22 protein-coding genes and 2 pseudogenes are annotated in these 24214 nt (G+C 57.4%); 7 read left to right on the top strand and 17 right to left on the bottom strand.

Going from position 1 to position 24214, the window contains the following annotated elements; all coding sequences use genetic code 11:
• Positions 1-37 precede the first annotated feature (37 nt).
• From HY011_31505 to HY011_31435, 15 genes and pseudogenes are all read right to left on the bottom strand, one after another.
• Positions 38-901, bottom strand: coding sequence for a shikimate dehydrogenase (locus HY011_31505; protein ID MBI3427474.1), 864 nt, complete (start codon positions 899-901; stop codon positions 38-40).
• The gene (locus tag HY011_31500; protein ID MBI3427473.1) at positions 888-1397 is read right to left on the bottom strand and encodes a cytochrome c3 family protein; all 510 of its coding nucleotides are present in this window, start codon (positions 1395-1397) and stop codon (positions 888-890) included. Before HY011_31500 ends, HY011_31505 begins: the two co-directional genes overlap by 14 nt.
• On the bottom strand, positions 1398-2273 hold the full coding sequence (locus tag HY011_31495) for a ThuA domain-containing protein (protein ID MBI3427472.1): 876 nt from the start codon (positions 2271-2273) through the stop codon (positions 1398-1400).
• On the bottom strand, positions 2270-2734 hold the full coding sequence (locus tag HY011_31490) for a 3-dehydroquinate dehydratase (protein ID MBI3427471.1): 465 nt from the start codon (positions 2732-2734) through the stop codon (positions 2270-2272). The genes HY011_31495 and HY011_31490 overlap by 4 nt, the downstream gene beginning before the upstream one ends.
• 138 nt (positions 2735-2872) lie before the next feature.
• Positions 2873-5098, bottom strand: coding sequence for a pyrroloquinoline quinone-dependent dehydrogenase (locus HY011_31485; GenBank protein MBI3427470.1), 2226 nt, complete (start codon positions 5096-5098; stop codon positions 2873-2875).
• Positions 5095-5709: pseudogene (locus tag HY011_31480) on the bottom strand (prolyl oligopeptidase family serine peptidase). Before HY011_31480 ends, HY011_31485 begins: the two are co-directional and overlap by 4 nt.
• A 3-nt stretch (positions 5710-5712) precedes the next feature.
• Positions 5713-6093 (bottom strand): hypothetical protein, encoded by a 381-nt coding sequence (locus tag HY011_31475; protein ID MBI3427469.1) that lies wholly within the window; start codon positions 6091-6093, stop codon positions 5713-5715.
• A gap of 147 nt (positions 6094-6240) precedes the next feature.
• Positions 6241-9480, bottom strand: coding sequence for a carboxypeptidase regulatory-like domain-containing protein (locus HY011_31470; GenBank protein ID MBI3427468.1), 3240 nt, complete (start codon positions 9478-9480; stop codon positions 6241-6243).
• 251 nt (positions 9481-9731) lie between these two features.
• Positions 9732-10777: pseudogene (locus HY011_31465) on the bottom strand (aldehyde reductase).
• Between the two features lie 49 nt (positions 10778-10826).
• Positions 10827-11789 carry a helix-turn-helix domain-containing protein gene (locus tag HY011_31460; protein MBI3427467.1) on the bottom strand — a complete coding sequence of 321 codons (963 nt, stop codon included), beginning with the start codon at positions 11787-11789 and terminating at the stop codon, positions 10827-10829.
• 191 nt (positions 11790-11980) lie between these two features.
• Positions 11981-12826, bottom strand: coding sequence for an amidohydrolase (locus HY011_31455; GenBank protein ID MBI3427466.1), 846 nt, complete (start codon positions 12824-12826; stop codon positions 11981-11983).
• Positions 12827-12846: 20 nt separating this feature from the next.
• Positions 12847-13668, bottom strand: a complete 822-nt coding sequence (locus HY011_31450; protein MBI3427465.1) for an alpha/beta hydrolase — start codon at positions 13666-13668, stop codon at positions 12847-12849.
• Between the two features lie 145 nt (positions 13669-13813).
• The gene (locus HY011_31445; protein ID MBI3427464.1) at positions 13814-14575 is read right to left on the bottom strand and encodes an MFS transporter; all 762 of its coding nucleotides are present in this window, start codon (positions 14573-14575) and stop codon (positions 13814-13816) included.
• The gene (locus tag HY011_31440) at positions 14572-15099 is read right to left on the bottom strand and encodes an MFS transporter (GenBank protein MBI3427463.1); all 528 of its coding nucleotides are present in this window, start codon (positions 15097-15099) and stop codon (positions 14572-14574) included. Before HY011_31440 ends, HY011_31445 begins: the two co-directional genes overlap by 4 nt.
• Positions 15100-15214: 115 nt before the next feature.
• Complete coding sequence (locus HY011_31435; protein MBI3427462.1) at positions 15215-15961, bottom strand: SDR family oxidoreductase; 747 nt, start codon at positions 15959-15961, stop codon at positions 15215-15217.
• 514 nt (positions 15962-16475) lie between these two features.
• Here HY011_31435 and HY011_31430 point away from each other — a divergent pair.
• The 5 genes from HY011_31430 to HY011_31410 all read left to right on the top strand — a co-directional run bounded on the left by HY011_31430 (position 16476) and on the right by HY011_31410 (position 21321).
• Entirely contained in the window at positions 16476-17678 is a 1203-nt protein-coding gene (locus HY011_31430) for a hypothetical protein (protein ID MBI3427461.1), read from the top strand.
• 30 nt (positions 17679-17708) lie between these two features.
• Entirely contained in the window at positions 17709-18926 is a 1218-nt protein-coding gene (locus HY011_31425) for a hypothetical protein (protein ID MBI3427460.1), read from the top strand.
• Complete coding sequence (locus HY011_31420) at positions 18910-19794, top strand: hypothetical protein (protein ID MBI3427459.1); 885 nt, start codon at positions 18910-18912, stop codon at positions 19792-19794. The genes HY011_31425 and HY011_31420 overlap by 17 nt, the downstream gene beginning before the upstream one ends.
• A complete protein-coding gene (locus HY011_31415) occupies positions 19791-19988 on the top strand; it encodes a hypothetical protein (GenBank protein MBI3427458.1) in 198 nt (65 codons plus the stop codon). The genes HY011_31420 and HY011_31415 overlap by 4 nt, the downstream gene beginning before the upstream one ends.
• Positions 19989-20058: 70 nt before the next feature.
• A complete protein-coding gene (locus HY011_31410) occupies positions 20059-21321 on the top strand; it encodes a M48 family metallopeptidase (GenBank protein ID MBI3427457.1) in 1263 nt (420 codons plus the stop codon).
• Positions 21322-21598: 277 nt separating this feature from the next.
• Here the strand turns inward: HY011_31410 and HY011_31405 are convergent, their stop codons facing one another.
• The gene (locus HY011_31405) at positions 21599-21970 is read right to left on the bottom strand and encodes a transposase (GenBank protein MBI3427456.1); all 372 of its coding nucleotides are present in this window, start codon (positions 21968-21970) and stop codon (positions 21599-21601) included.
• Between the two features lie 146 nt (positions 21971-22116).
• Between HY011_31405 and HY011_31400 the strand changes: the two genes are divergently transcribed.
• Both HY011_31400 and HY011_31395 read left to right on the top strand, forming a co-directional pair.
• Positions 22117-22485 (top strand): hypothetical protein, encoded by a 369-nt coding sequence (locus HY011_31400; protein ID MBI3427455.1) that lies wholly within the window; start codon positions 22117-22119, stop codon positions 22483-22485.
• Between the two features lie 158 nt (positions 22486-22643).
• Positions 22644-23054, top strand: coding sequence for a CoA-binding protein (locus tag HY011_31395; GenBank protein MBI3427454.1), 411 nt, complete (start codon positions 22644-22646; stop codon positions 23052-23054).
• 182 nt (positions 23055-23236) lie between these two features.
• Here the strand turns inward: HY011_31395 and HY011_31390 are convergent, their stop codons facing one another.
• On the bottom strand, positions 23237-23713 hold the full coding sequence (locus HY011_31390) for a DUF1772 domain-containing protein (protein MBI3427453.1): 477 nt from the start codon (positions 23711-23713) through the stop codon (positions 23237-23239).
• Positions 23714-24214: the final 501 nt, after the last annotated feature.

Here is a 24214-nt window from a genome sequence, read left to right as displayed (position 1 = left end):
GCTCAGTGTTTTCCCGTACACCGAAGTGAAAACCGATCTAGTCCAGCGCCGCGAAGTGCCGCAACATCCGTTCGGCGTCAGGCGCCAGATCAGTGAATAGTTGAAAGGCTCGCGCCGCTTGAAACACCGCCATCCCGCCGCCATCCAGCGTGCGGCAGCCAAGGGCACGGGCGTGGCGCAACAACTCGGTTTCGCGCGGAAAGTAAATAATCTCAGCCACCCAATGGTTGGGTTGCAACAACGCCAGCGGCAAGGGCACGCCGGGATAGTTCGCCATGCCAATCGGCGTCGCCTGAATCAATCCATCAGCCGCTTGCACGGTTTGCGCGAGTTCGCTGACGGCGGTGGCGCCCACGCGTTCAGCCAACGCAGCGGCGCGCGCGCGATCAGTATCGTAAATCGCCAACCGCTCGCTGCCCAATTGCAAAACAGCAACCGCCACGGCTGAACCCGCGCCACCCGCGCCCAGCAAGATTACGTTGCGCTTGGCGACATCGGCAAGATCGCGTTGAAAGCTGGCGGCAAAGCCCGGCGCATCGGTGTTATGTCCGATGCGCCGGCCGTGTTTGAAAACCACCGTGTTGACGGCGCCAATCGCGGCGGCCTCTGCGGATAACTCATCCAGCAGCGAAATGACCGCCTGCTTGCACGGATGCGTGATGTTCAAGCCGGCAAAGCCTTGCTGCTGCGCTTCGTCCAGCAAACGCGGCAAAGCTGCGACGCTGGCACCCATTTGTTCGAGGTCGAAAAGCTCATAGGAATACGTCAGGCCCTGGGCGCGCGCCTCCTGTTCGTGCAACTGCGGCGAACGCGAAGCTTGTATGCCTGCGCCGATCAAGCCTGCGCGAAAGGAAGTTATAGCCGGCTTTGCCGAAGCGGCTGTGAGTTCAGTGTCCCTCATGGCAGTAATTGCAGGCGTTGCTTGCGTTGGTTTCGCGGTGACAGTTCATGCAGCTTTCCATCGTCGTGGGTTTCTCTTTCCACAACGCCTCGCGTTCTGAAACCGCGCCGTGACAGCGGTCGCATTTCGCGCCCGCTTCGAGATGCACGCGATGCGAGAACCAAACCCAGTCGGGCAGTTGATAAACACGCACCCAGGGCACACTTTCTTTGCTGTGATGAAATTTGGCAAGCGCTTTGATCGCGGGTTTGTCGGCGGCGGTGTCTTCGTGGCAAGCCATGCATTTCGCCGTCGCCGGATAAGTCATCTTTTCGCCCGGATTCGGGCCAATGTCAGGATTGACGTGACAGCCCTGACATTTCAGCCCTTGCGCGACGTGCAGCTTGTGGCTGAACGGCAGCGGCTGTTTGGGCGGTGCGGGCGTTTGCGGCGTTTGCGCCAGAATGCTCAGGGCAATAGCGGTTGCCAGTGATACGATTTTTAAGACGTTGCGCATTTACTTCACCGCGAGTGGTTTGGTTTCGCCTTCGCTCATACCGAGCGACCATTTGAGCGCCTCGAAATACATTTTCTGAACGTTTGGATCGTCCCAAAATTCCGCCGCGTGGCCGAGCGTGCCGTAAAACACACGGCCTTTGCCGTACATCTTTGACCACGCGACGGGAAAGTCGTTGTCAGTGCGATGCACGCGCGGGTTCTTCATGTCCAGCTTGCTCACATCGAGATGCGCCAGCACACGGATTTTGTCGCGCGAAAAATCTTTGAGTTGATAGTGTTCGTCTTTGATGACCGAGGTTTTAGGGAAATGTTTCATCGCGGGGAACAGTGGATCGTCAATCACCACGGGCGCTTCGATAACGCCCCACGGATGGTCATCAAAGCGTGCGCCGATCATTTCGCCGAATTCCGGCCACGAGAAAAACGCCGTCGTCGCCGTATGCGCGGCCACGAAGCCCTTGCCGTCTTCTTTGATGAACGACATCAGGTCGGCTCGCTGTTGATCGGTCAGTTCAATCTCACGCACGCCGTAAAAGAAAATCGCGTCAAAGTAGTTGAGATTCTTGTTCGTCGTCGGACGGGTATTCCCCGCCATCGTAATGGGCTGTTTGGTGATGAGTTGCGAATCGGTGCGAATGTACAGGTCATACGCGCCTGATTCACGCCCCAGCCGTTCCATCGTCACCAGCGCGCGCGTGACCGAATCATGCTGCACGCCGTAACGTTGATCGCCCCACGCCAGCACCTGTTTGCGCGTCGGGCGTGCTTGCGGCGGACGTTGCGGTGGTGCGCCTTGCTGTTGTGGTTGTTGCGCCGCTTGCGAGAGGGGCAGCGCGCAAAACGCTACAAACAAAATCAAAAGATAACGCTTCATTTCTTTGCCCCTTCTTTCGCGGCTTTTTCTTCGCGGATGATTTCAACCAGCGCGCGCAAGCCCGCCGTGTAAGACCGCCAGCCCAGTCCCATAATCGAAGCCCGCACCGCTGGCGTGATGATCGAACCCTGATGAATCGCATCGCGCGTGCCTAGATTCGAGATATGCGTCTCGACCACGGGGAACGGCATCGCTTTGATCGCGTCGTGCAAGGCTACGCTGTGAAAGCTCAAGCCCGCCGGGTTGATGACCGCGCCGGCTACGTCGTCAATGTGCTGGTGAAACGTATCCACGATGACGCCTTCGTGATTGGATTGCACGATGATGAGCTCGACGTTGAGTTCGGCGGCGAGCTTCTGCAACTGCTCGTTGATCTGCGGCAACGTCGTTACGCCGTAAATGTTAGGTTCGCGGCGTCCGAGCAAATTCAGGTTCGGGCCGTGAACCACGAGGATTTTCAGTCGTGCGGATTGCGCGTTGACAGGCTGCGCGGATGGCGCATTCAGCGGTAAGCAAAACAACATCGCCAGCAAAAGTATTTGGATTGAGTTCATGGAATTTTCCCTGCAAACCCGCTTCCTACCGGTCGCGGTACTGATTTACGGCAACGCAAACGCCATCACCGAATCTGCGCTGGAAGGATCGGCCAGAAAGCCGCCGCCCGTCCCTGTGATGACGACGTATTGCTTGCCGTCCTTGCCTTGATAAGTGACCGGCGCGGAATGTGCGCTCGCGTCAATTTTCGTCACCCACAATTCTTTGCCCGTCTTGGAATCGAACGCGCGGAAGCGGCTGTCATCGGTTGCGCCAATAAAGATCAGCCCGCTCGCTGTCGCCAGCGAACCGCCTAAGTTAGGCCGACCGGTTTTCTGTTTGTCTTCGGGCAGCCCTTCGGTAATGCCCAACACCGACTGCCAAACGATTTCGCCCGTATGCACATTGACGGCGAACAGCCTGCCCCACGGCGGTTGCTGACAAGGCAGGCGCGTTTCGAGTTGCCAAAACCGCGCCGTCGGCCCCAGCGGACTCGTGCGCGACCACGGCGTGCGCGCGCCTTCGGGGTTTTTCTGCATCTGCCCAATCGCGCCCAAGTCGTGCGTATTGATAAACAGATAACCCAGCTTCGGGTCATACGACATCGGGTTCCAGTTGCCGCCGCCCAGCGTACCGGGAAAGACGACAGAAGGTTTCGTCGTGTATGCCGTGTATGGCCCTTGGTTTTGCATGCCGCCGTCTTTGTCGAACAAGGCTTCGCAATACTTGCGATGTTCGGGCGTGAGATTCGCCATCTCTTCGCGTTTGAAACTGTCGCGCGCGAGCGGCCCCGGCTTCACCGGAAAAGGTTGCGTAGCCCAAGTCGCTTCGCCCGGCACATCGGTTTTCGGAATGGGTCGTTCTTCCACGCCATAAATCGGCTTGCCGTCGCGGCGATCAAGAATAAAGAGCAAACCCATCTTCGACATCACCGCCACGGCGGGAATCGTTTTGCCGTTGCGCTTCACATCGAACAGCGTCGGCGGCGTACACAAATCGTAATCCCATAAATCGTGATGTACAGCTTGAAAATGCCACTTCACCTTGCCCGTATTAGCGTCGAGCGCAACCAGCGCGTTGCCGTAAAGATTCGCGCCCTTGCGGTCGCCGCCGTAATAGTCATACGTCGGCGAACCGAGCGGCAGAAAGACGAGGCCGCGCGCGGTGTCAACGGTCATCATGCTCCAGACATTCGTGCCGGAGCGGCCTTTCCAACTCTCGCCTTCCCACGTCTCGTGCCCCGCTTCGCCCGGCTGCGGCACGGTATGAAACGTCCAGGCCAGCTTGCCTGTGCGCGCATCCCACGCGCGCACGTCGCCCGATGAACCGAGACTCGGAGATTCCTGTGTGTGCGCGCCCGTGATGACCAAGCCCTTGTACATAATCGGCGGCGACGACAGGCCGAACGACGCCTGATCGTAACCATTCATCACGCCGACTTTCATGTCTACGCTGCCGTTGTTGCCAAAGCCTGCGGCGGGCTTGCCGGTCTTCACATCCAGCGCAATCAATTCGCCGTTCGACGTGCCGAAGAAAATGCGCGGTGTGGTGTTTGCATCGCCCGCCCAATATTCAAGGCCGCGCGTAGCCGCCTCACCGCTTTTGATTTCGTATTCCCACAGTTGTTTGCCTGTTTCGGGTTCGAGCGCGACGACGCGGCGATAGGCCGTGGTTAGATACATCACGCCATTGACGACCAGCGGTACGGCTTGCGATTCGGGATTGCGGCGACGCGCGACGCGCGCCCCTGCTCCTGGAGGTACACTCGGCGGCCCTGGCGGAGGCATCCGCGCTGCATCTGCCGTGGGCGCAACGTAATTCGCGGGCTTCATGTGAAACGTCCACGCGCGCACGAGCTTCGTGACGTTGGCCGGATTGATTTGCGTCAACGGTGAATAACGCTGTCCACCCGCGTCATTGCCAAACGTAGGCCAGTCGGTTGACGTTTTTTTCTGGCCTTGCACGGACGGTAATAAAAGCGTCCCGATAACAAATGTGAATGCGAGTAACAACCAATTGCGCAACCCATTCTTTGCCCCGAAGGGGCTGCGGATATTAGCCGGTGGTGGAACCACCGGAACCGCAGCGGAAAAACGTCGCGCCCTGAAGGGGCGCAGGACGAAGCGTTGCGCTACGAAACGGTAAGTCTGGTCTGTCGCCCCTACCGGGGCTTGAGAATTTTGCGCGCGTTTCCGGTGGTTCCACCACCGGCTAATATCCGCTAGCGCCTTCGGCGCAGAAAACCCGCACGCACTTGATTGATTCGGTCTGAACGAGAACCGTCGTTTCATTTCGGCTTTCCTCCCAAAATCGTATCTATGAATTCCAACGTTTTCTTCAACACCTGATTGGTCGCCGCGTGCGTAGCTTCAGGCGTCTTGCCAATGAAGCTGTGGTCTACGTCGGGAATGACGATCAATTCGCTTTTGACGCCTTTGGCTTTGAGCGCCTCATACATCGCCTGCGATTGTTTGACGTTGACGACGCGATCTGCCGAACCGTGAATCAGCAGCATCGGCGGGTCGTTCGCATCAATGAAATTCACGGCGCTCGCGGCTTGCCGGTTCGCACATTCTTCGCCACTCTTGCAACCCAGAAACATAGCATCCGCGCCGTCATTCATTTGCGCAAAATCAAAAATGCCGTACCAAATCACCGCGCCGCTTACGCAATCAGATTCATCAGGTACTTTTGTCGCACCTGATCCCGTCGCTTGCACGGGCGCAAGTTTCGCATCGCCGCACGACACCGCCGCCAACGCGCTTAATTGCCCGCCCGCCGAACTGCCCCAAATGACGACGCGGTTTTTATCAATGCCGTATTTCGCCGCGTTCGCGCGCAACCAACGCAACGCGGTCTTCGTGTCGTGTTCAGCGGCGGGAAATTTTGCTTCGGCGCTTAGGCGCTAACGAATCGAAGCTACTACATATCCCTTCTTTGCCAGCCCGACAAACACGCCGGGGAAATCTTCAATCGCGCCCGCATTGCGCGGACGATCCGCCGCCCAACCGCCGCCCACTACATAAACGACCAATGGCCGCGCGCCCGTGCGTGCGCCCGGCGGCAAATACAAATCGAGCTTCAATTGCCGATAACCGGGGATGATCGAATAGGTCAGATCAGGCAAGCCGATGACGCCGCCCGCGAACTTCACTTCGGGTTGCGGGTAGCGTTCTTCCAGCACGGCTTCCTTGGCAGTGGGGACTTGAGCGAAGTTAGTTGATGCGTTGATTAGCAACAAGGCAAACAAGGCGGGAACGATAGAAAGGGTGAATTGTTTTCGCATGGAAATAAGTTTCGTTGAACGTGCAGGTCAGAAGAAAGAATACGGAACAAACGGAAATAACGAAACAGACGGACAACAACAGGCAGAAAAGAATTTCCGTTTGTTCTGTTATTTCCGTCTGTTCCGTATTCTCGTCTTTATTTCAAACTAGAAAACGTACTTCAGCGCGAATTGCATGATGCGCGGGTCTTGCGCGGTCAGAATCTTGCCGAAGTTGGCGTTGTTCAGCGCGGTGACGGGCGCGTTGGCATTCAGCCGGTTGGGTACGTTGAAGGTTTCCCAACGGAACTGGATATTCTGCCCTTCGCGGACGTTGAAGGTGCGCGACAAGCCCGTATCAATCTGCAAGCTGCCCGGATTCAGAATTGTAAACGCGCCGAGCGCGCTATACGTGCCTGCCGTCGGCGAACCGAAGGACGCACGGTTGAGGTAATGATCTACGGTCTTGTTGGCGTCGTAAGCATCGGTCAGCAATTGCACGGCGCGTTGTCCGCCGACGCCAGTCAGCGCGTTGTCTACGCCGGTCGTGACGCTGGCGAAATTGCCGGTCTGCCGCCGCACGATGCCTGAAAGCTGCCAACCGGTAGCGATCAAGCCCAACGCCTTATTCGAGAACTTCGGCGTGCGCGCGACAAACGAAATGTTGACGACGTGACGACGATCCGAATCGCAATTGGCGCGGTCGGCGCGGCGATTGTTGGGGTTGACATACGTCGGGCCGGTAATTTCAGTCGTGGCGGGATCGCTGATGCAATGCGACAGCGTGTAATTCGCCAGCACGCTGAAATTGTTCGCCAGGCGGCGTTGCGCCGACACGAGCATGCCGTTGTAACTCGACGTGCCGCCGTCATCAATTTGTCCGATCGTGCCGTAATACTGCCCCTGCGCGGCGTTTTGTAGACTCAGCACGCGGCGCGCGTTGGTGTTGCCCGTCGTCGCGCCGGTGGCGAACACCGCCGGATTCAATTCGCGCCCCGTCCACAGGTGCGTAGACTTGTTGCCGAGATAGCTGCCGGCAAACAGCCATTCGCCAACCTGCCGTTGCACGCTCAGGTTCCATTGCTGCAAATAGGTCGGCTTGATGTTGAGCGGCGCGTTGACGTAAACGCCCGCGAGCGGGAAGAAGCTGTCCGTGGAGATTTTCGCCAGGCCGGGGAACGGATTGCCGCCGGGATAAGTTTGATAGGGGTTCGTCAAGCCGCCCGCCGGATTCGACAACGTGATTTGCGCGCCCCAGGGCGGATTGTTCGCAAAGCGCGTGTTGAAGAACAGATGCGGGTTGTCATAGAAAATGCCGTAAGCCGCACGCACCGTCATCTTGCCATCGCCTTTCGGGTCGAAGACCAAACCCAGGCGCGGCGCGAATTGCGCTTTGTGCGCGAAGGTCGTTGACTTGCCTGGGTAGCCCGCATCGCCGGGGAAGCTCAATCCGACTGGCGCGTTTTTATAGACCGAACTCTTCGTCCCCGCCGCAAACGCTGCGGGATCGAAATGGCTGACCCAACCGAACGGATGTTCCATCGGCAGGTAAGGTTCCCAACGCACGCCCGCGTTGAGCGTCAGCCGCGCATTCACTTTCCATGAATCCTGCGCATAGATGCCGATGTAATTCTGCCGTTGGTTATCAAAGACCGGATTGCCCTGAATGAAGCCGCCGCTTAACGCGCCCGCCACAAAATCAGCCAGCGGCAAGCCCGTGCTTTGCCCGTTGAACGTGAACTGTCCGTTCGAGGGGCGATTGTTCGTGGTGTTGATATTGTTGTGAATGAAATTCACACCCACGGCGAATTGATGCGCGCCGCGCACGATGTCCACGTCTTCGGCGATCTGATAGTTGGTCGAATTGAAATAGCCCGGATTGGTCGCGCCCGCCCCAATCGCAAAGCCGTTGCCCGTCACGGTGACACCCGTGAAGCCCTTGACCGGACTGAACACCTGTATGCCCAAATCGGTGGGCGAAAAGTATTCGTCCACTTTGCGGTTGTTGCGCGTGCGGTTGAGCGTCGCGTGCGTCGCCAAAACCGTATTCGCGTTGAGCAAATAGGTGTCGCCCAGCACGAAGGAATGCGCGCGATTGAATTGGCCTACGCGGCTCATCGCCAGCACGTTCACGCCATCAAACGGATTCGGACTCGCATAGTCGGCAAAGAAATAGCGGCCAAAGACCGAATGCTTTTCGTTGAAGTCATAGTCAATCTTGCCAATCGCCTGCTTCTCGTTGTTGTTCGCCACGATGCCGTATTGCAACCTGCCGCATTGATCCGCCGGCACTGGCACGTATTTCAAAAAGTTCAACGCCTGTTGGTTGATCTTCGTGGCATCGAGTTTGTTGCCAACGAAAGGCGCGGCCAGCGTGCGTGCCGTGCCGCCGTTGCAGGCCGCCGAAGCGAAGGCCGTGAAATCGCCCGCGCGCATCGCCGCCGTCGGCGCATAGCTGATCGTCGTACCCGGATTCGATTTTTCGATCTTGGCTTGAAAGCCGCCGAAGAAAAACAGCTTGTTCTGTTTGATGGGGCCGCCGAAGGTGCCGCCGAACTGGTTGCGCTTCAAACTGTCGCGTTGCGAAGCAAAGAAATTCCGCGCGTTGAATTCGTAGTTGCGCACGAACTCAAACACATCGCCGTGGTATTTGTTGCCGCCCGATTTGGTCAACACGTTCACCGCCGAGGCGGCGTGCTGGCCGTAACGCGCGGGCAACGCGCTGGTCTCGGCTTTGAATTCCTGCAAGGCGTCGGGGAAAGGCATCGGCAGATTCAGGTTGTTGAACGGATCGTTATGCGTACCGCCATCCATCACATAGGTCATCCCGTTCGCCAGACCGCCCGCGACGGCGATGGTCACGGTCGGAAAGTTCTTGTTCGTATTCAAATCCGCCGCCGGCGCCGCGTTCGCCAGCCCGGAAAGGAAAATCAATTCAGTCGCCACGCGGCCATTCAACGGCAGCTCGACGACGCGCTGCTGGTCAATCACCTGGCCTACGCCGTTGCTGTGCGTCTCGACGAGCGCGGCATCCGAAGTGACTTGGACTTGCTCCGTCACCGCGCCGATCTTGAGCGTAGCGTTGACCGTCGGGTTGACGTTGACCTGCAAGACGATGCCCGATTGCACATAGGTGCTGAAGCCCTGCTTCTTGACCTGTAATTGATAAGGCCCGACGGGCAGATTGGGGAAGGTATAACTGCCATCGGCGTCGCTGGTGACATTGCGCGCCAGGCCAGTATCGGTTTGCTTGACGGTGACTTCGGCACCCGCGACGGCGTTGCCGCTCTCATCCAGCACCGTGCCGGAAATCTGCGCGCCGCCCGTGGCTTGCGCGAAACTGGCGCCGCATAACAGCAAGCCCAGCAGGGCCGCGCTGAAAAAAAGCGAAAGAGTCTGTTTGAACATAAGGCTTCTACTCCTGTAGCTGGATTGGATGTGCAACCGCTCTCGTTGTTAGCGGTCGTCAGTTAAGCAATGTCCTTCTCGCGTGCGGGTTTGTCTTTTTGTTGGTTGGAATTTTTACGGTCTATCTGTCCCAGCGTACTGGAATATCAGTTAGGTGAGGTGACAGCGGCTAGAAGGATTTGACCTTTTTTTAGAATGATTCTGCCGTCAGATGGCTTTCGCCGCCAGTTTACCCGGCCATTCCTGGCGGCTCAGATTTTCACCAATCCCAGGCGGATCAAACTTTCCGCCGACGCGACGAGGGCCTCTTCATTGGTGCGGGGCTGCCAACCCAATACTGTTCTTGCCTTTTCACTGCTTACATTTTTTTGGGTGCCAACTGCGGCAGGATGCCTTTGGCGGTTGGGTTGAACAAAGCCGCTAGGCGAATCACCCAATTGGGCAATACTCTGGCCGGCACTTTGCGAGCGGCATCACCCATTTTATTTTTCAAAATCATGGCGACTTCGTGCAGGGATAAGGTTTCGCCGGCTTGCAGAATAAAGCGTTGTCCGTTGGCGGCAGGCAATTCCATCGCGCGCAAATGCGCTGCCGCGACATCACGCACATCCACAATGCCAAAGTTCATCTGCGGCGTGGCTTTCAACTCTCCATCCAGTAACTTCTGAATAATTTGCAGGGAAGAAGTAACCGTGGAGCCAAGCTGAGGGCCGAAAACACCCGTGGGATTCATGGCCGTAAGTTCTAACTGCCCACCTTCGTTTTTGATGAAATCCCAAGCCGCCTGCTCGGCCAATGCCTTTGATTTTACATAAGCAGAAAGGCCTTTGTAGTTCGTGTCGGTCCAGCTTGCTTCGGTAAAGGGGATGGCAGTCGGTTTGTGGCCGTAGCCAATGGCCCCAAAGGTAGAAGTAAAAACCACGCGTTTGACACCGGCATCTCTGGCGGCTTTGAGGACACGCAGCGTCCCTTCCACCGCAGGCACAATCAACTCATTTTCGTCTTTAGGATTTGCCAGCGTGAGCGGTGAGGCCACGTGCAAAACATACGCGCAATCTTTTACGGCTTCGTTCCAATGGGCGTCAGCCGTCAGGTCAGCCGCAACGAAAGATAAGTTATCAATTCCCGCGGCTCCGGCCTTTTGGAGCGCGTCAATCACTTCATCTTTTCGGGCAAGAGACCGCAATGTAGTTCTAACTAAATAACCTGCATTTAGTAACTGCAAGATGCAATGCATGGCTACGAAACCAGTGCCACCGGTTACGAGTGCCAATTTTTCGCTATTTGAATTTGCCATATTTTTATTTTGTAACTTCGCAGCCTTGGTTTAAGCAAAGCGTGGTTGTTTATGACGGTTCCACGATCACACGGTACTCGCGCGGCGTTTTGCCGAAGCGTTCCTTGAACCGTTTATCGAAATAACTCTGGTCGGCAAAGCCTACGAGGTTGGAAATTTCAGCGATACTCAACGTTTGATCGCGCAATAACTGGCGCGCTTTGCCGACGCGCAACTGCGTCAGGTAATCAACGAACGTCATCCCTGTCGCCCGTTTGAAAAAACGCATGAAGTGCGACTGGCTCATCCCCGCCATCGTCGCGGCTTGCGGCGCGGTGATCTTTTCGCCGTAGCCATGATTGAGGTATTCCAGCAGCGCGCCCAACCGCTGCGCCTGTTCGCGGCGGCGCAGGTATTCAGCCTGCGCCATATCAGAAGTCCCGAAATGCCGCGAGAGCAGATAAAGCACCTCTGACAGATAGGCCTTGCAACCGATGCGCGAGTATTGATCGGGCGGCGCGTCGAAATAACAACGCAACAGTTTGTCCAACGCTTCGTGCACGGCGGCTGAGGCCGGTTCGGCGGCGCGCAAAATCGGCGCCTTATCTTCGGCCAGGCCGTAAAACGGCATCAGGTAAGCGTAATCGCACACCGACGAACCGAGGTTGTAAAAGAGTTCCGCGCGAAAATAGATGACGATGCTCCGGCTGTCGGGCGGATTGAATTCAAAAGCGCCGTGCAGCTTCAGGTTGTCTACGACCAGCACGTCGCCGCTTTTGAAATCCATCAGCCGCTCGCCCATCTGAAAACGGCCCGCGCCGCTGACTGGGCAAAACAATTCCAGCCGGTTGTGCCACGTCAAATGTTCGCCAGAACGAAAAGATTCGTAAGAAAGCGCCTTGATCGCAAACGGAAACTCTGGGTCGAGCGGCAGATGATGGTGCTGCAAAGAGTCCACCAAATGATCAATCGCATAAGGCTCAAATTGCAGCCCGTGGGCAAAACGATTCGTATTGGTTCCCTGCGCTTCCATAACGTTCGCCCTGGTTAAGTCGGTTTTCACTACGGTGTGCGGGAAAACCGCGCAGCGGGACAGTACCGCGCGCGTGAGCAAGCGGAGCTTTGGCAGTTTAGCCAATGGTGCCAGCTTGACACGCCGCTTGCTCACGCGCGCGGTACTGTTCCAGCGTCAACTGACTCCCGCAACCGCCATTGCAAACTGTTCTAGGTCAACCCCAAAAGCCGCAGCGCATTCTCTTTGAGAATCAGCGGACGCACTTCGTCCTTGATCGCGATCTTCTCGAAATCGGCCAGCCAGCGGTCGGGCGCGATCAGCGGATAATCCGAACCGAACAGCACTTTGCGTTTGAGCAGCGTGTTCGCGTATTGCACCAGCGTCGGCGAGAAATACTTTGGCGACCAGCCCGACAGATCAATGTAAACCTGCGGCTTGTGCAAACACACCGAGATGGCCTCGTCCTGCCAGGGGAACGAGGGGTGCGCCATGATGATCGGCATGTCGGGGAAGTCCACCGCGACGTCGTCAATGTCCATCGGGTTGCCGTATTTCAACCGCACGCCGCCGCCGCCGGGCATCCCCGTGCCGATGCCGCTGTGGCCGGTGTGAAAGATCACCGGCAACTTGGCCGCGTTGATGACTTCGTAAAACGGATAAATACGTTGATCGTTCGGGTGAAACTGTTGCAACGGCGGATGCAACTTGAAGCCGCGTATGCCGCCCGCCGCAATCAAGCGCTTGGCTTCAGCGACAGCTTCCCTGCCGCGCGTTGGGTCTACGCTGGCAAAAGCGAACATGATGTCTGAGTTCTCTGCCGCGAAGGCCGCGATCTCGTCATTCGGGATCGGCGGACGCCCCGTGAGCCGTTCGTCCACGGTAAAGACCACGCAGCCGATTTTGCGCGCGCGGTAATACTCCGCCAGTTCGTAGCGATTGCGGCCTACGCCGGCTTTGCCGAAGTATTTTTGCGCGGCTTCATTGGCGGCGTTGTCTGCCAGTTCGGTTTCGAGATGGACGTGGGTGTCAATCGCAATCAGATCATTGGTATTCATGGTTTTCCTGCTGCAAGGGGTTAATCAATTTTCTTTTTGAACACGTGCCAATTCCTATCGCGGCACAATCCGCAAGCCGCGCCCGTGAACATTTGCGCGGCTTGTTTGTCGCCCTTGAGCCGCCAATTCAAATAAGCCACGGCGATTTTGCCGAGTTCGCCGCCGTTGGCTTCGCGGTAAGTGCCGCTGTGCCCCATGCCTTCGCGCCACGCGAAGAGCACGGGCAGGTGGTTGATGCGCTCGAAATCATCTTTGGCGTTCTTGTGCGCGACATCGCCGGGATCGCCGTTGAAATAAGCGATGGGCGCGTGCAACGGCGCGAGGGCTTCCTTGCTGACGTTTTCCATGCCGATGCTCGGCATGGGCAGCAGGCCGCTATTCCACGCAATCGTCATCGTCACACGCGGGTCAGCCGAAGCCTTGATGGCCTGTACGCCGCCGCACGATTGCCCCATCACGCCAATGTGTTTCGTGTCCAGCTTGCCGAAATAGGGGCTGCCTTTGCGCGCGTTTTCCTTGCTGGCCCAGTCAATCGCGTCAATCAATTGCGAAGCCGTCGTGGCGGGCGGTCTGGCTGGCGGCGCGGCGGCGGGTTGGCCGGGCGCGGCGGGTTGCGGCGCGGCTTCCATTTCGCGCGGCCCAATCGGCCCAATGGCAATCGCCAGATAACCGTGCGAAGCAATCTCGGTCAGGAATTGCCGGAAGCGATTGCCGGCATTCACACACGCGCCATTGCCCCACGCGATGATCGGCAGTTTCTTGCCCCGCAATGCCGCAAGGGCTTTGGCCAAATCTTTTGGACGATAAACCGTATGCGTAGGCAAGCCTGCGTCCACTTCCATAATCGCTTTGAAAGCCCCAGTGCCAAGCGGCGTGTCAGGCGCGGCGTATGGAATTTCAGTTGTTTGGGCGGCTGCGGAAAGCGCGGACAGCAAAATGAACAGCGCCATTCGAATCATCATTTTTTCGTGCCTTTTTGAAATGGAATTAGCCATGCATTTGCGCGTAGTGCGTTCGATAAGGCCGCCACGTCGCATAAAACAACAGCGCCGACAACAGCGAAGCCAAGCCCACGGTCAGCGCGACAGAAACGCCGACCATCTTCGGGTCGTGAAAAATGTAATCGTTGAAAAAGCCCGGTAGGAACGGCCCCAGAATCAGGCCGAACAGGTTGAGCGTGAACACCTGCAACGCGCCGACTTGGCCGCGCACCTGATTGGGCAGGATCAATTGCAGCGAAGCATAAGAACTGCCAATCGGCATCGCCAGAAAGAAGAACGCCGGAACCAGCAAACCGAGTTGCCAGTGCAACGCGGGCGCGAGCATCGCCAAACTGAAAAAGAAGCCCGCGCAGGCCGTCGCCAATACACCGACGCGCAACGGCGCATCTGCCTTGCCCTGCCGTTGCCAGTAATCGCAGAGCCTGCCGCCGAGATAAGCGCCCAACAACCCGGTGGCGAGCGAAATGACGCCGAGCGTCAGACCCGCCTGGCGTTTCGTCCAGCCATGCACGCGAATGAAAAACGACGGGAGCCACGCCTGTTGCGAGTAATTGCACAGCGCCTGAAACGCGAAGGCCAAACAAATTCCCGCCACCGATTGCCAGCGTAGTTTCAGTTGGTCAAGCACTTCGGCAAGACTCAGCTTGGTCGCTTGTCCGCCCAACAAATTTTTCCGCGCCGGTTCTTTGATCGTGAAAACCAGCAGCGTCGCCAGCAAGCCCGGCAGCCCGACAATCACAAACGTCAAACGCCACGAACCCAGCGCGCCGATAATCCGCCGACAATCAACGCCAGGCCCGAACCGAAAAAGACGCCCATCGAAAAGATGCTCAAGGCCGTCGCCAGACGCTCTTTGGGAAAGTAATCGGACAGCAGCGAAAAGGCCGAGGGCGAAAGCGTCGCTTCGCCTACACCCACGCCCATACGCGCGGCAAACAGCGTCCCGAATCCGCGCGCCAGCGCACACGCCGCCGTCATCAGGCTCCAGCAAAAAATCCCGGCGGCGACCAGTTGGCGGCGATTGCCGCGATCTACAATGCGCCCCATCGGCATGCCGAGCAGCGTATAAAAAATGCCGAAGGCCAGCCCTTGCAACAAACCCATTTGCGTATCGCTCACGCGCAAATCCTGTTTGATGGGGTCTACCAACAAACCCAGAATCTGGCGATCAATAAACGACAGCGTATTGCACAGCATCAGCACCAGGGCGACGTACCAGGCATAGCGCAGATCGGTTGCGGTATCCCGCTGGGCACTTGTCTCAATGTTCATAAGGTTTCAGGGAATGAGCTTGATCGTCATGCGCCGTTTGTCTGCGCCCGTCACGCCGTTGTCGTTGCGCGTGCACGCGCAGCCTGCGATGAGCACTTTCATTTGTTTGTGCTTGTTAGTGAAGATAGCCGCCGCCATCGCACAAGATCATTTGCCCGGTAATCATCTCGGCATCGTCGCTGGCCAGAAAGGCGATCAATCCGGCCAGGTGTTCGGGCTTACCGCGTTTTTTGAGGGCCTGGTTATTCATCACGCGGTTGAAGGCCGCTTCATCCGAATGTGCCAGCGTGCCTTCCGTGGCGATCATGCCCGGCGCGACGGCGTTGACGCAGATGTTGTCGTCGCCCATCTCTTTCGCCATCACGCGCGTCATGCCCATCACCGCCCCTTTGGCGGCGACATAGGCCATCTGCCCCGGATTCGCCAAAAAGTAAGTGCGCGAAGCGACGTTGATGAGCCGCCCGCATTGGCTCTTTTTCAGCAGTGGATAAATCGCCTTCGACACCAGGAAGTAGCCGAGGTAATTCACTTGCACGAAACGATTCACCTCTTCATACGAAAGCTCGTGCCAGGGCGTTTTGCCCGACAGGATGCCGGCGTTGTTGACGAGAATGTCGACATGATCGTGGCGCGAAGTGATAGCAGCGACAGCGGCGGTGATTTGCGCTTCGTTGGTGACATCGCAAATTTCCGCGTGGGCCTGCCCGCCCGCCGCGCGGATTTCGTTGACGGTTTCCGTGGCATCTTTGATGTCCAGGATTTCGACGCTGGCGCCCTCGGCGGCGAGGCGCATTGCCACCGCTTTGCCGATGCCGGTCGCCGCCCCTGAGACGACAGCAATACGATTGGCTAAACGAGTCATAAAATTTCCTCTGGTTAAATGCGGTTCAAGGTTACGCTTCCTTGCCTTAGATCGGTTTTCAGTTGCGTGTACGGTAGGCGCGCCGCGCCGGGACAGTACCGCGCGCGTGAGCAAGCGGCGCGTCAAGCACGGCTGACTGACGCAACGCCGAAGCGCCGCTTGCTCACGCGCGCGGTACTGTCCCGGCGCGGCTTTTTGCCATACACCGAAGTGCAAACCGATCTAAGCTTGGCCTGTGCTACCAGTCGCACAGTCGCGCCTTCTACTACATAGGACTTACACAGAAGCATTACCACAGAGTCACGGAGCCACAGAGGGAAGACTTGAAAGACCGGAATACGTTCTTGCTCTCGCTCTCTGTCTCAGTGCCTCTGTGGCGAAGTTTCGTCCCGCTACAAATAAATTTTGCTTGCGTCTGAGCTTTTGGCTGCACTGTTTGCGCGTTAATGGGCAGAGCAGCGAGCAAAGGCTGCTCGGTTAGCACAAAAAACAAACGCAACCAGAGGAGAACGTTATGAACCGAACGGGATTGAGCGTAAACAATTCGCTCTCAGACGACTCGCTTACCGCACTACTGAGCGAACGCGCGGCGGATTACCGGCAACAAGCGACACACGCCGCAACACAAGCGGCGGATGCCCGCCAACAGGCCGAAGACGAGCGTGGGCAAGTCGGGCAATACACAAATCAGGCCGCGCAATATCAAAGTCAGGCGCAAGTTGCCAGTACGCAGGCCGACGGCTTCCGCAGCCAGGCGGCGGAAGCCAAAACGCAAGCCGCCAATCAGCACAATCAATCAGAGCAAGCCGCGACCAATGCGCGCTATTACGCAGAACAGGCCGCACGTTCCACCAGAGAAGGCCACAGCAGTGACTCAGCCCAGGCGCTTCGCACGGCGGAAGACTATTGGTCAGAGGCCAATAGTCACGCCAACGCCGCCGCCGACTATGAAGACAAGGCCAAAGGCTACGAGCGCGTAGCGCACGAGCACGAGCAACAAGCGCAGAGCCTGCAAGATTCTGCTTCACAAGCCGAGCGCGAAGCCTCCGCACACCAGAGCTCTGCCGCGCTTTACGCACAGCAGTCGGGACAATACGAAAGCCAGCGGGCCGGTTATGAAGCCGATGCCGCCAGCAAAGACACCTTGGTTGCCGCATACGAAGTGCAGCGCGGCAGCCATTCAACCGAAACCATTCAACCAGTGGAGGAACCAACGATGAATCAATTGAATGCAGCGCAACCGTGGCAACCAACCGGCGCGCCGCGCGAACACATGCCCAATCCCGAACCGGAACAAGTGCTCGACCAGGGCTTGGCGCTTTATGGAACTGACGAGGAATTCCGCACAGCAGTGCAGGGCTTCGAGCAGCAAATCAACAGCATGCAATCCTTCGATCTGAATGTAGACGGCAAGCCGGAGACATTGGTCGAGCGGTTTGACCGCGATCATCACGACGGGCCGGACGCAGTGCGGGTGATTTCCGGCGATCAGGAGCTAGTCGTGCAGCAGGAGGCTGACACGACGATGGGTTATCTGGATCGGGACGGTGACCACGTCGTGGATGCCAAATTCGAACTGCCCGTAGCGTTCGACGCGCCTTATTCCGCCGCTCAAGTCCAGCAAATGCTGGAGACCGCCCACCAGGCGTTTGTGCGCGTGAATGCCCACGACGCGGCTTTTCAAACCGATTTTGCAGACACCGGTTTGTTTGAGTAGTAACCATCTTTCGCTTCAAAAGGAGAACCAATGCAGGCACAAACTGTTTCCAGAGTGGAGTTCAAAGTGGACTTTCCCATCACGATGCTGGGGGCGAGCGGGGTCGGCAAGACCAGCATGATCGCGGCGATGTGGAATGAGTTCGGCAACGTTTGCAACGATCCGAAATTGCAACTCCAACCCGACGCGCAGACCGGCGACGAGTTGGATCAACGGCTGCTGGAGCTGAAAAAACTGGCCGCTGGCGACGATGGCGTGGTGGATTGCCGCAACGGCATCAGTGGCACGATTGACGAGCGCAATTACGAATTGGAGTTACGCCATACGGCCAGTCGTGCCGGCTTCGGCATCGTTTTCCGTGATTATCCGGGTGGCTGGCTCAGCAAGAACAGCCGCAAGCTGCAACAGGTCGAAGAGAAACTGAGCACCGCGCGCGTCGTGTTGATTGCCGTGGATGTGCCCTCGTTGATGACGCACGCCGACCATTTGCACGAAGAAAGCAATCGTCCCGGTGTAATCGGCACCTTGCTGTCGAATGCTTTCAAAGCAGCCAATGAAGATTGTCCAAACCGGCTGGTGCTCTTCACGCTGATGCGGGGCGAATTCTGGCTGCGGCGGGACGAAGGCTCTGCTGTGCTGGCAAAACTACGCGAACGTTATGCGCGCGCCTTTCAGGTACTGGAAGGCTATGACGATCACATCGCCGTCGCGGTCTGTCCGATCCAGACGTTGGGGGCCGTTGAGTTCCAGCAATTCAACGCACAGGAACAACCGGTTTTCGTCAAAGTGCGCGCGGAATCCTACCGCCCGGTGGATTGCGATCAGCCCCTACGTTACGTGCTCAATTACGTGACCAATCAATTGCGCGTATACGCCCAGGCCAAACAGGAAGCGGCGCAAGGCGCGCTTGCCCAACGCAGTTTCTGGAAAAAATGGGGGCATCGCTGCATGGGCGTGTTTGGCGTGAAGAGCAAAATGCAGGAAGACTTTGACCGCTGGCTGGAACGGTCAGAAAAGTTGTGTGGGGCCGTGGCGCTCTTCGCTGACGGGATGAAACAGGACGAGCCATTCGTGGTGACCCAGGATCCCGGTTTATTGACGCCGCGCCGCGCCACCAGGCAAGTCGGCGGCCCATCTGCCACTGTTGGTTTGCCAGAGTGGATGAAAGTCTTGCTGGAGGCTTGCCCCCCCAAGTACCTTATCAACCTGACTGCAACGCAAGGAGATCACAATGAGAGTTTTCATTAATTCCAAGAAATTCGGCGAGGATTACGAATGGTACAGCCTCACCGCTGAAGGCGCTCAACCGGTGGAACGTGACCCGGCGTCCTACGTCGTGCTCAAACAACGCGACCTGACGCGCGCTTACGCAGCCATTTTGTACCGGACGCGTGGCGGCTGTTATGGCATTTACTGGGGCCCGGCTGCCAGCAACGCGAGCGACGGCATGACGCGAACAACCCAATTCACCTTACTGATCGAATTCGACGAAGCCGTGCTCGCCACAGAGTTTTATGGCGGTCTGTTGCGCCATTGGTGGACGCAGGAGGAAATCCTCAACACACTTTTGGGGCAATTGATAAGCGCTGTGATGCAGGAAACCGCCGAGGCCGCGCCGCAACTGCGGGCCTACCTGCAAGAATGCGCGATGGCGTGGCGGCAAGAAGAGGTCGAGCGGCTGGCCGCCGCGCACATACCCTGTAGCGCACAACCGCATTTGGCGGCCTTGCAGCCTGAACGCTTGCAGCAATTGGTCGAATGGCTACGCTTCGATTTCGCTGCGGCGGCCAGTCGTCAGACGCGGCGGCAGTCAGAAAGCGTCATGCCGCTGGTGGTGATTACCAAAGGCCTGGTGCCGGAACGGTTGCGCGGGATTTGGCGGGCGCTGACCGACCGCACGTCTCACGAAGGCTGGCTGCCCAACGGTGACCAACCGAACCTGCCGGATGCGTCTTTTACGCAATGGCTGTGGGAACGTCTGGTTGCCTGCCAGAACTGGGCCGAGTTCGAGCAAGTCATTTACCATCTGGGCAAAGCCTTTGGGCATTGCACCAATTTCCTGAGCGGCCAGCCAACTGAGGCAGGCTTGCCGTTGAAGAAGGAGGCGGGACGATGAACGAGCAAGAAAACCTTTCGGCTTTCGACCATCTGGAACGGATCGAAGCCTGGATTTATGACGCGCTTTACATGCGGGGGCGCAACACCGGCGCGCCCCCGCCGCCACCGGTAAATAACACCACGACGGAACGCGCGCACCGACAGGGCACTGGGAGCAGCAGCGGCCAGACGCCTGCCCGCGCACACCAGTGAATGCCGCCCGGCTTCCCGTGCCACAACTACGAACCGCACTCGCGCCCGTGCGAAAGAACCGAGGAACGTTATGACAACCAATCAAACAACACCCAAATGGGCGATTGGCCCGAAGGAAGTGGCGCGTAGCGTCATCGCCTGGCTGTTGCCCCTGGATTTTCCTGCCCACCACGTACAGGCGTTAGGGCGCTCACAAGTCGCCAAGCTGCTCACCCGAACCCCCTTCAGCCAAGCCGAAAGCCTGGCCCTGTGGAGTTACGTGTATTGCGCCGCGCAACTTGACCACGAAGCCGCCACGCGGGCCAGCGTGATCTTCGATGCGTTGGCCCTCTGGCCGGAACGCGAAGCACAAACCCGCCAACTGCTCGACACCGTGCTGGCGAGCTTGACTCCGCGTCCCACCGCCGCGTCAATCATCAAAAGGCCGCCGCGCCAACTGCGGAATTTGATTGATCAATTGGCCCTGCAATGGGCCACCCAAAACCGGCTCGAACGTCGGCTCTTGATCGGCCTGACTAGCCAGGATTTCGAACACCCACTCGATCAATCAACGCTGGCGGCAATCAAGCAAGTCCCGCTCTTACCCGACCTGGTGGCCGCCGCTGGCGACTTTTACAAGCGCAGTCAGGAAGTCGCGCTAATGGCGAATGCTTTACTGGTCACGCCCCGCAGCCAGCCCTGGCTTTACCGGCGCTATGAAACCGCCAGTCAGGCGCTGGGGCTTGACTGTCCGCCGCTGCTGTACCTAACACAGGGCGGCACACGCAGCTACACGCTGGGCATGGACGAACCGGTCGTTGTGCTGGAATCAATGGCTGCCGGTCTCTTTGACGAAGAAGAAATGGTCTTCGTGCTGGGGCGTGAACTGGGCCACGTCATGGCCGGACATGCGAAATACCAAGCTGTCGCCGAAACCGTTTGTGGCGCCGCCGCCGCCATTTCCAGCGCGACCATCGGCATTGGCAAACTCGCCGTGGATGCGGTGCTCGGTTTGAAACTCTATCGCTGGTGCCGTTACGCCGAACACACGGCTGACCGTGCTGGCTATTTGGCCTGCCAAAACCACGAAGCCGTCTTGCGCGTGTTGCTGAAACTGTCGGGCTACCCCGCGCGCCGCTTCGGTGAATTGCACACCCGCGCGCTGGTCAAACAAGCCGCCGCCTTCCGCGCGCGCGTCAATCAAAGCATGCTTGATCAAGCGTTTAGTTTTCTAAGTAACGTCACTCATCGCCAGCCATTTACCATCAGCCGCACGGCTGAATTGCTGGATTGGGTGGCGGTAGGTGGCTACGAAAAGGTCTTGAGCAAGCTGGGCCGTTCGCGGGTGGCATAACCACGAATGACCGCTGCCTCTCGCTGTTGGGGCGGCGCGAAGGGCGCACACATGTCTAACGTGACGCGAGCAATCACGGTTTGAGCGGCGGTGCTGCCCCTAGCGAACCGGCAACCAACCAGTAATTGGCTAACCTTGAAAATTCGCTGAAAGAATTATGCACGTCCTGAGCTTTTTGCCCCGCAAGTTGCGCGTGTGCAGGTGAGGGCCGTTGAGCAACGGACAACCAATCAATCCACTACTCAAAGGAGATTTTGCAATGAACTGGTTGCAAGTTTTATCCTTCACAAAATTCCCTCAGATTGATGAGGGTGAAGGCGATCAGTTTGAAGCCAAGATGACGTTTCTGCTTGGTCTCAAATCGTAAGAGCAAACGTTTGAATTTGTCTTCCCAGGCAAACACGCGTTCGATGGTAAAGCGCACCGCGTAGAGCACTGTATCAAAGAAACGCGGGCGGCCACGTTTGGGTGTTGGGCGATTGCGCGGATTTTCGGCGCTGTTCGGTTTCAGCCCAGCGTTGAAAACGTGTTTGCGATTGGCTTTGCTGTCAAAGCCTGCGTCCAGATTGAGCATGGCCCCCTTGATCTCAAGCCCGGCCGCCGTCGCGACGCGCTTGAGGTCTTGCAAGCCGTCCGCCAACAACACCATAGCGGTTTTGTTGACCGGCGCAATCGTCAAGGGCGACAGGACCTAGCCGTGGTTGTCGGCAATCGCGATGACCTTTTCCCCCTTCTGGTGTTTGTGGCCGCTGTAACCGATGCCGTCGCCCCTTTTTTGGCCACGGTGTTGGAACCATGGCCGTGCAACAAGCTCAAGTCGAACTTGTTTTCTTCCGCCAGATGCTGGACGGAGGCGATGAAGGCTTTTTCCAACGAGCCATCATCGGCCCAATGTGCAAAGACCTTGAAGACGCCCGTGTAGTGGAGTTCCGCTTTGCCCTCCGGGTCTTTCTCAATCGGCAACTCTTTCCACTGCATCCCGGTGTAAAGAACTTTGAGGATGTAGTTGAAAACTTTGTGATACCCGATCTTGCATGCCGGCCCCCGCTGTGGCAACGAGAGATGCGGCAAGATAAATTGTTCGAACTCGGGCTCGCTCAACTGGACGGGAATGACGTTGTATTCGGGCTTTTCTGGCTTTTTCGCTCTTTTACTCAAGTTTGATTTGTGTCCTGCGAGAAACTCTTACTGCGAGGCTTAGACGCCTATCATTGCAGGACTTGGTCCGTTTTCAAAACTTGCAACCAGTTCGGTGATAATATGCCGACGTGGAGTTTACCTCACGCGCAGCATCGGATGTTTGCCTATATGATGGAAACACAATGAACTTTAATGACCCCGAAGTTATCGCACGTATTTTCAAAGAGTATAAAAACATCGCCGTTGTAGGCTTGTCTTCTAATCCGATGCGGCCCAGTTATGGCGTCTCCCGCTACATGCAACAACACGGCTATCGCATTATCCCGGTCAACCCGAATGAACGCGAAGTGTTGGGCGAAAAGGCTTACGCCAGCTTGAGTGACGTGCCGGGGCCGCTCGAATTAGTGGACATCTTTCGCCGCGCAGAAGATGTTGGGGCAGTCGTGGATGAAGCGATTGCGCTGGGCGCCAAAGCGGTCTGGTTGCAGGAAGGCGTGATTGACGAAGCTGCGGCACAACGGGCGCTGGGGGCCGGATTGTTGGTGGTGATGGATCGCTGCATTTTGAAAGAGCACGCGTATCGCAGGCGTTAAAGATTGTGGTTTGAAATGTTGCGGGGCTGATACAGCAGCCCGGACAAGGTGTTCTTCTTTTGCTATGTGTTACTCAAAATCAACGGTAATGCATGATGCGGTCAGCAAGCTTTACGCCCATCACTCAAATGCGGGTCATCATCACTTGTGACCCGCGACCGTTCTGGGTTCCTGCTTATTCGCTAACAATAATAGTGATGAGGAGCGCCGGCGCACACGACGTGCGAATACTCCCAACGGTCACGCAACTTTGTCCAATCCGGCGCACGCTGCTCGTTTGACGCCTTCGTTCCAAACGAGAAAAAGCCGGAACTGAAACGATCCAGGTTTTCGCCCTTCAGCCAGAACTGATTGACCGGATGCGTAACAATCCAATAGACCGCCTGCATCCCGATCAGTCCGACCAAAGCCACCAGCGTCAGCCAAAAATCCGTGCTGCCCTGTGGCGTCAGGAACAGAAGCAGAAGGGTCGCCAGCGTGCCGCCAAGGTCGCCGATGCCGCCGCCGACGGTGAAGCCCGGATAATAGATAGGCTGCACGGCGTAATACGCCTGGTTGTCGAGCCGCATTTTGCCCGGCAATTCCAAAGCGTGCGTGCGCGATAAGGCCAGCGCCGCGGCGACCAACAGTACGGTCAGAATTTGCAAAACGCTGAACATCATTGATTCCCTGCCGCTGCACGAAGTTTTCATCTAAAACATAATGCGTTCTTTCACTTACTTCGCATACGGCTCGTTGGTTCGGGGTGCGGCCGGAGCCTGCTCGTCAAGCGATTGCCAATACTTGACACATCCTTGCATGAGCTGCGGCCAAGCTGGCACAACCGGAAGTGGATCGGTCGTTTCCGGCAACAGTCCCCACAGCGCCGGATGGTGCCAGCAGAGCTCGTGCAGCGAGCTGTCGCGATGCTGACGGATGCCATGCCCAGATCGGTTTTCATTTGCGTGTACGGTAGGCGCGCCGCGCCGGGACAGTACCGCGCGCGTGAGCAAGCGGCGCTTCGGCGTTGCGCCAGTCAGACGTACTTAACGCGCCGCTTTATCACGCGCGCGGTACTGTCCCGCTTGCGCGGCTTTTGCCATACACCGAAGTGAAAACCGATCTAAGCTTCTTCACTTCCTCGACCAGTTCCTCGCGCGACATCCTATCGAGGTCAGCGT

The sequence above is a fragment of the Acidobacteriota bacterium genome (assembly GCA_016196035.1).
GTDB lineage: Bacteria > Acidobacteriota > Blastocatellia > RBC074 > RBC074 > JACPYM01.
This window is presented reverse-complemented; position numbering and strand designations above follow the sequence as displayed.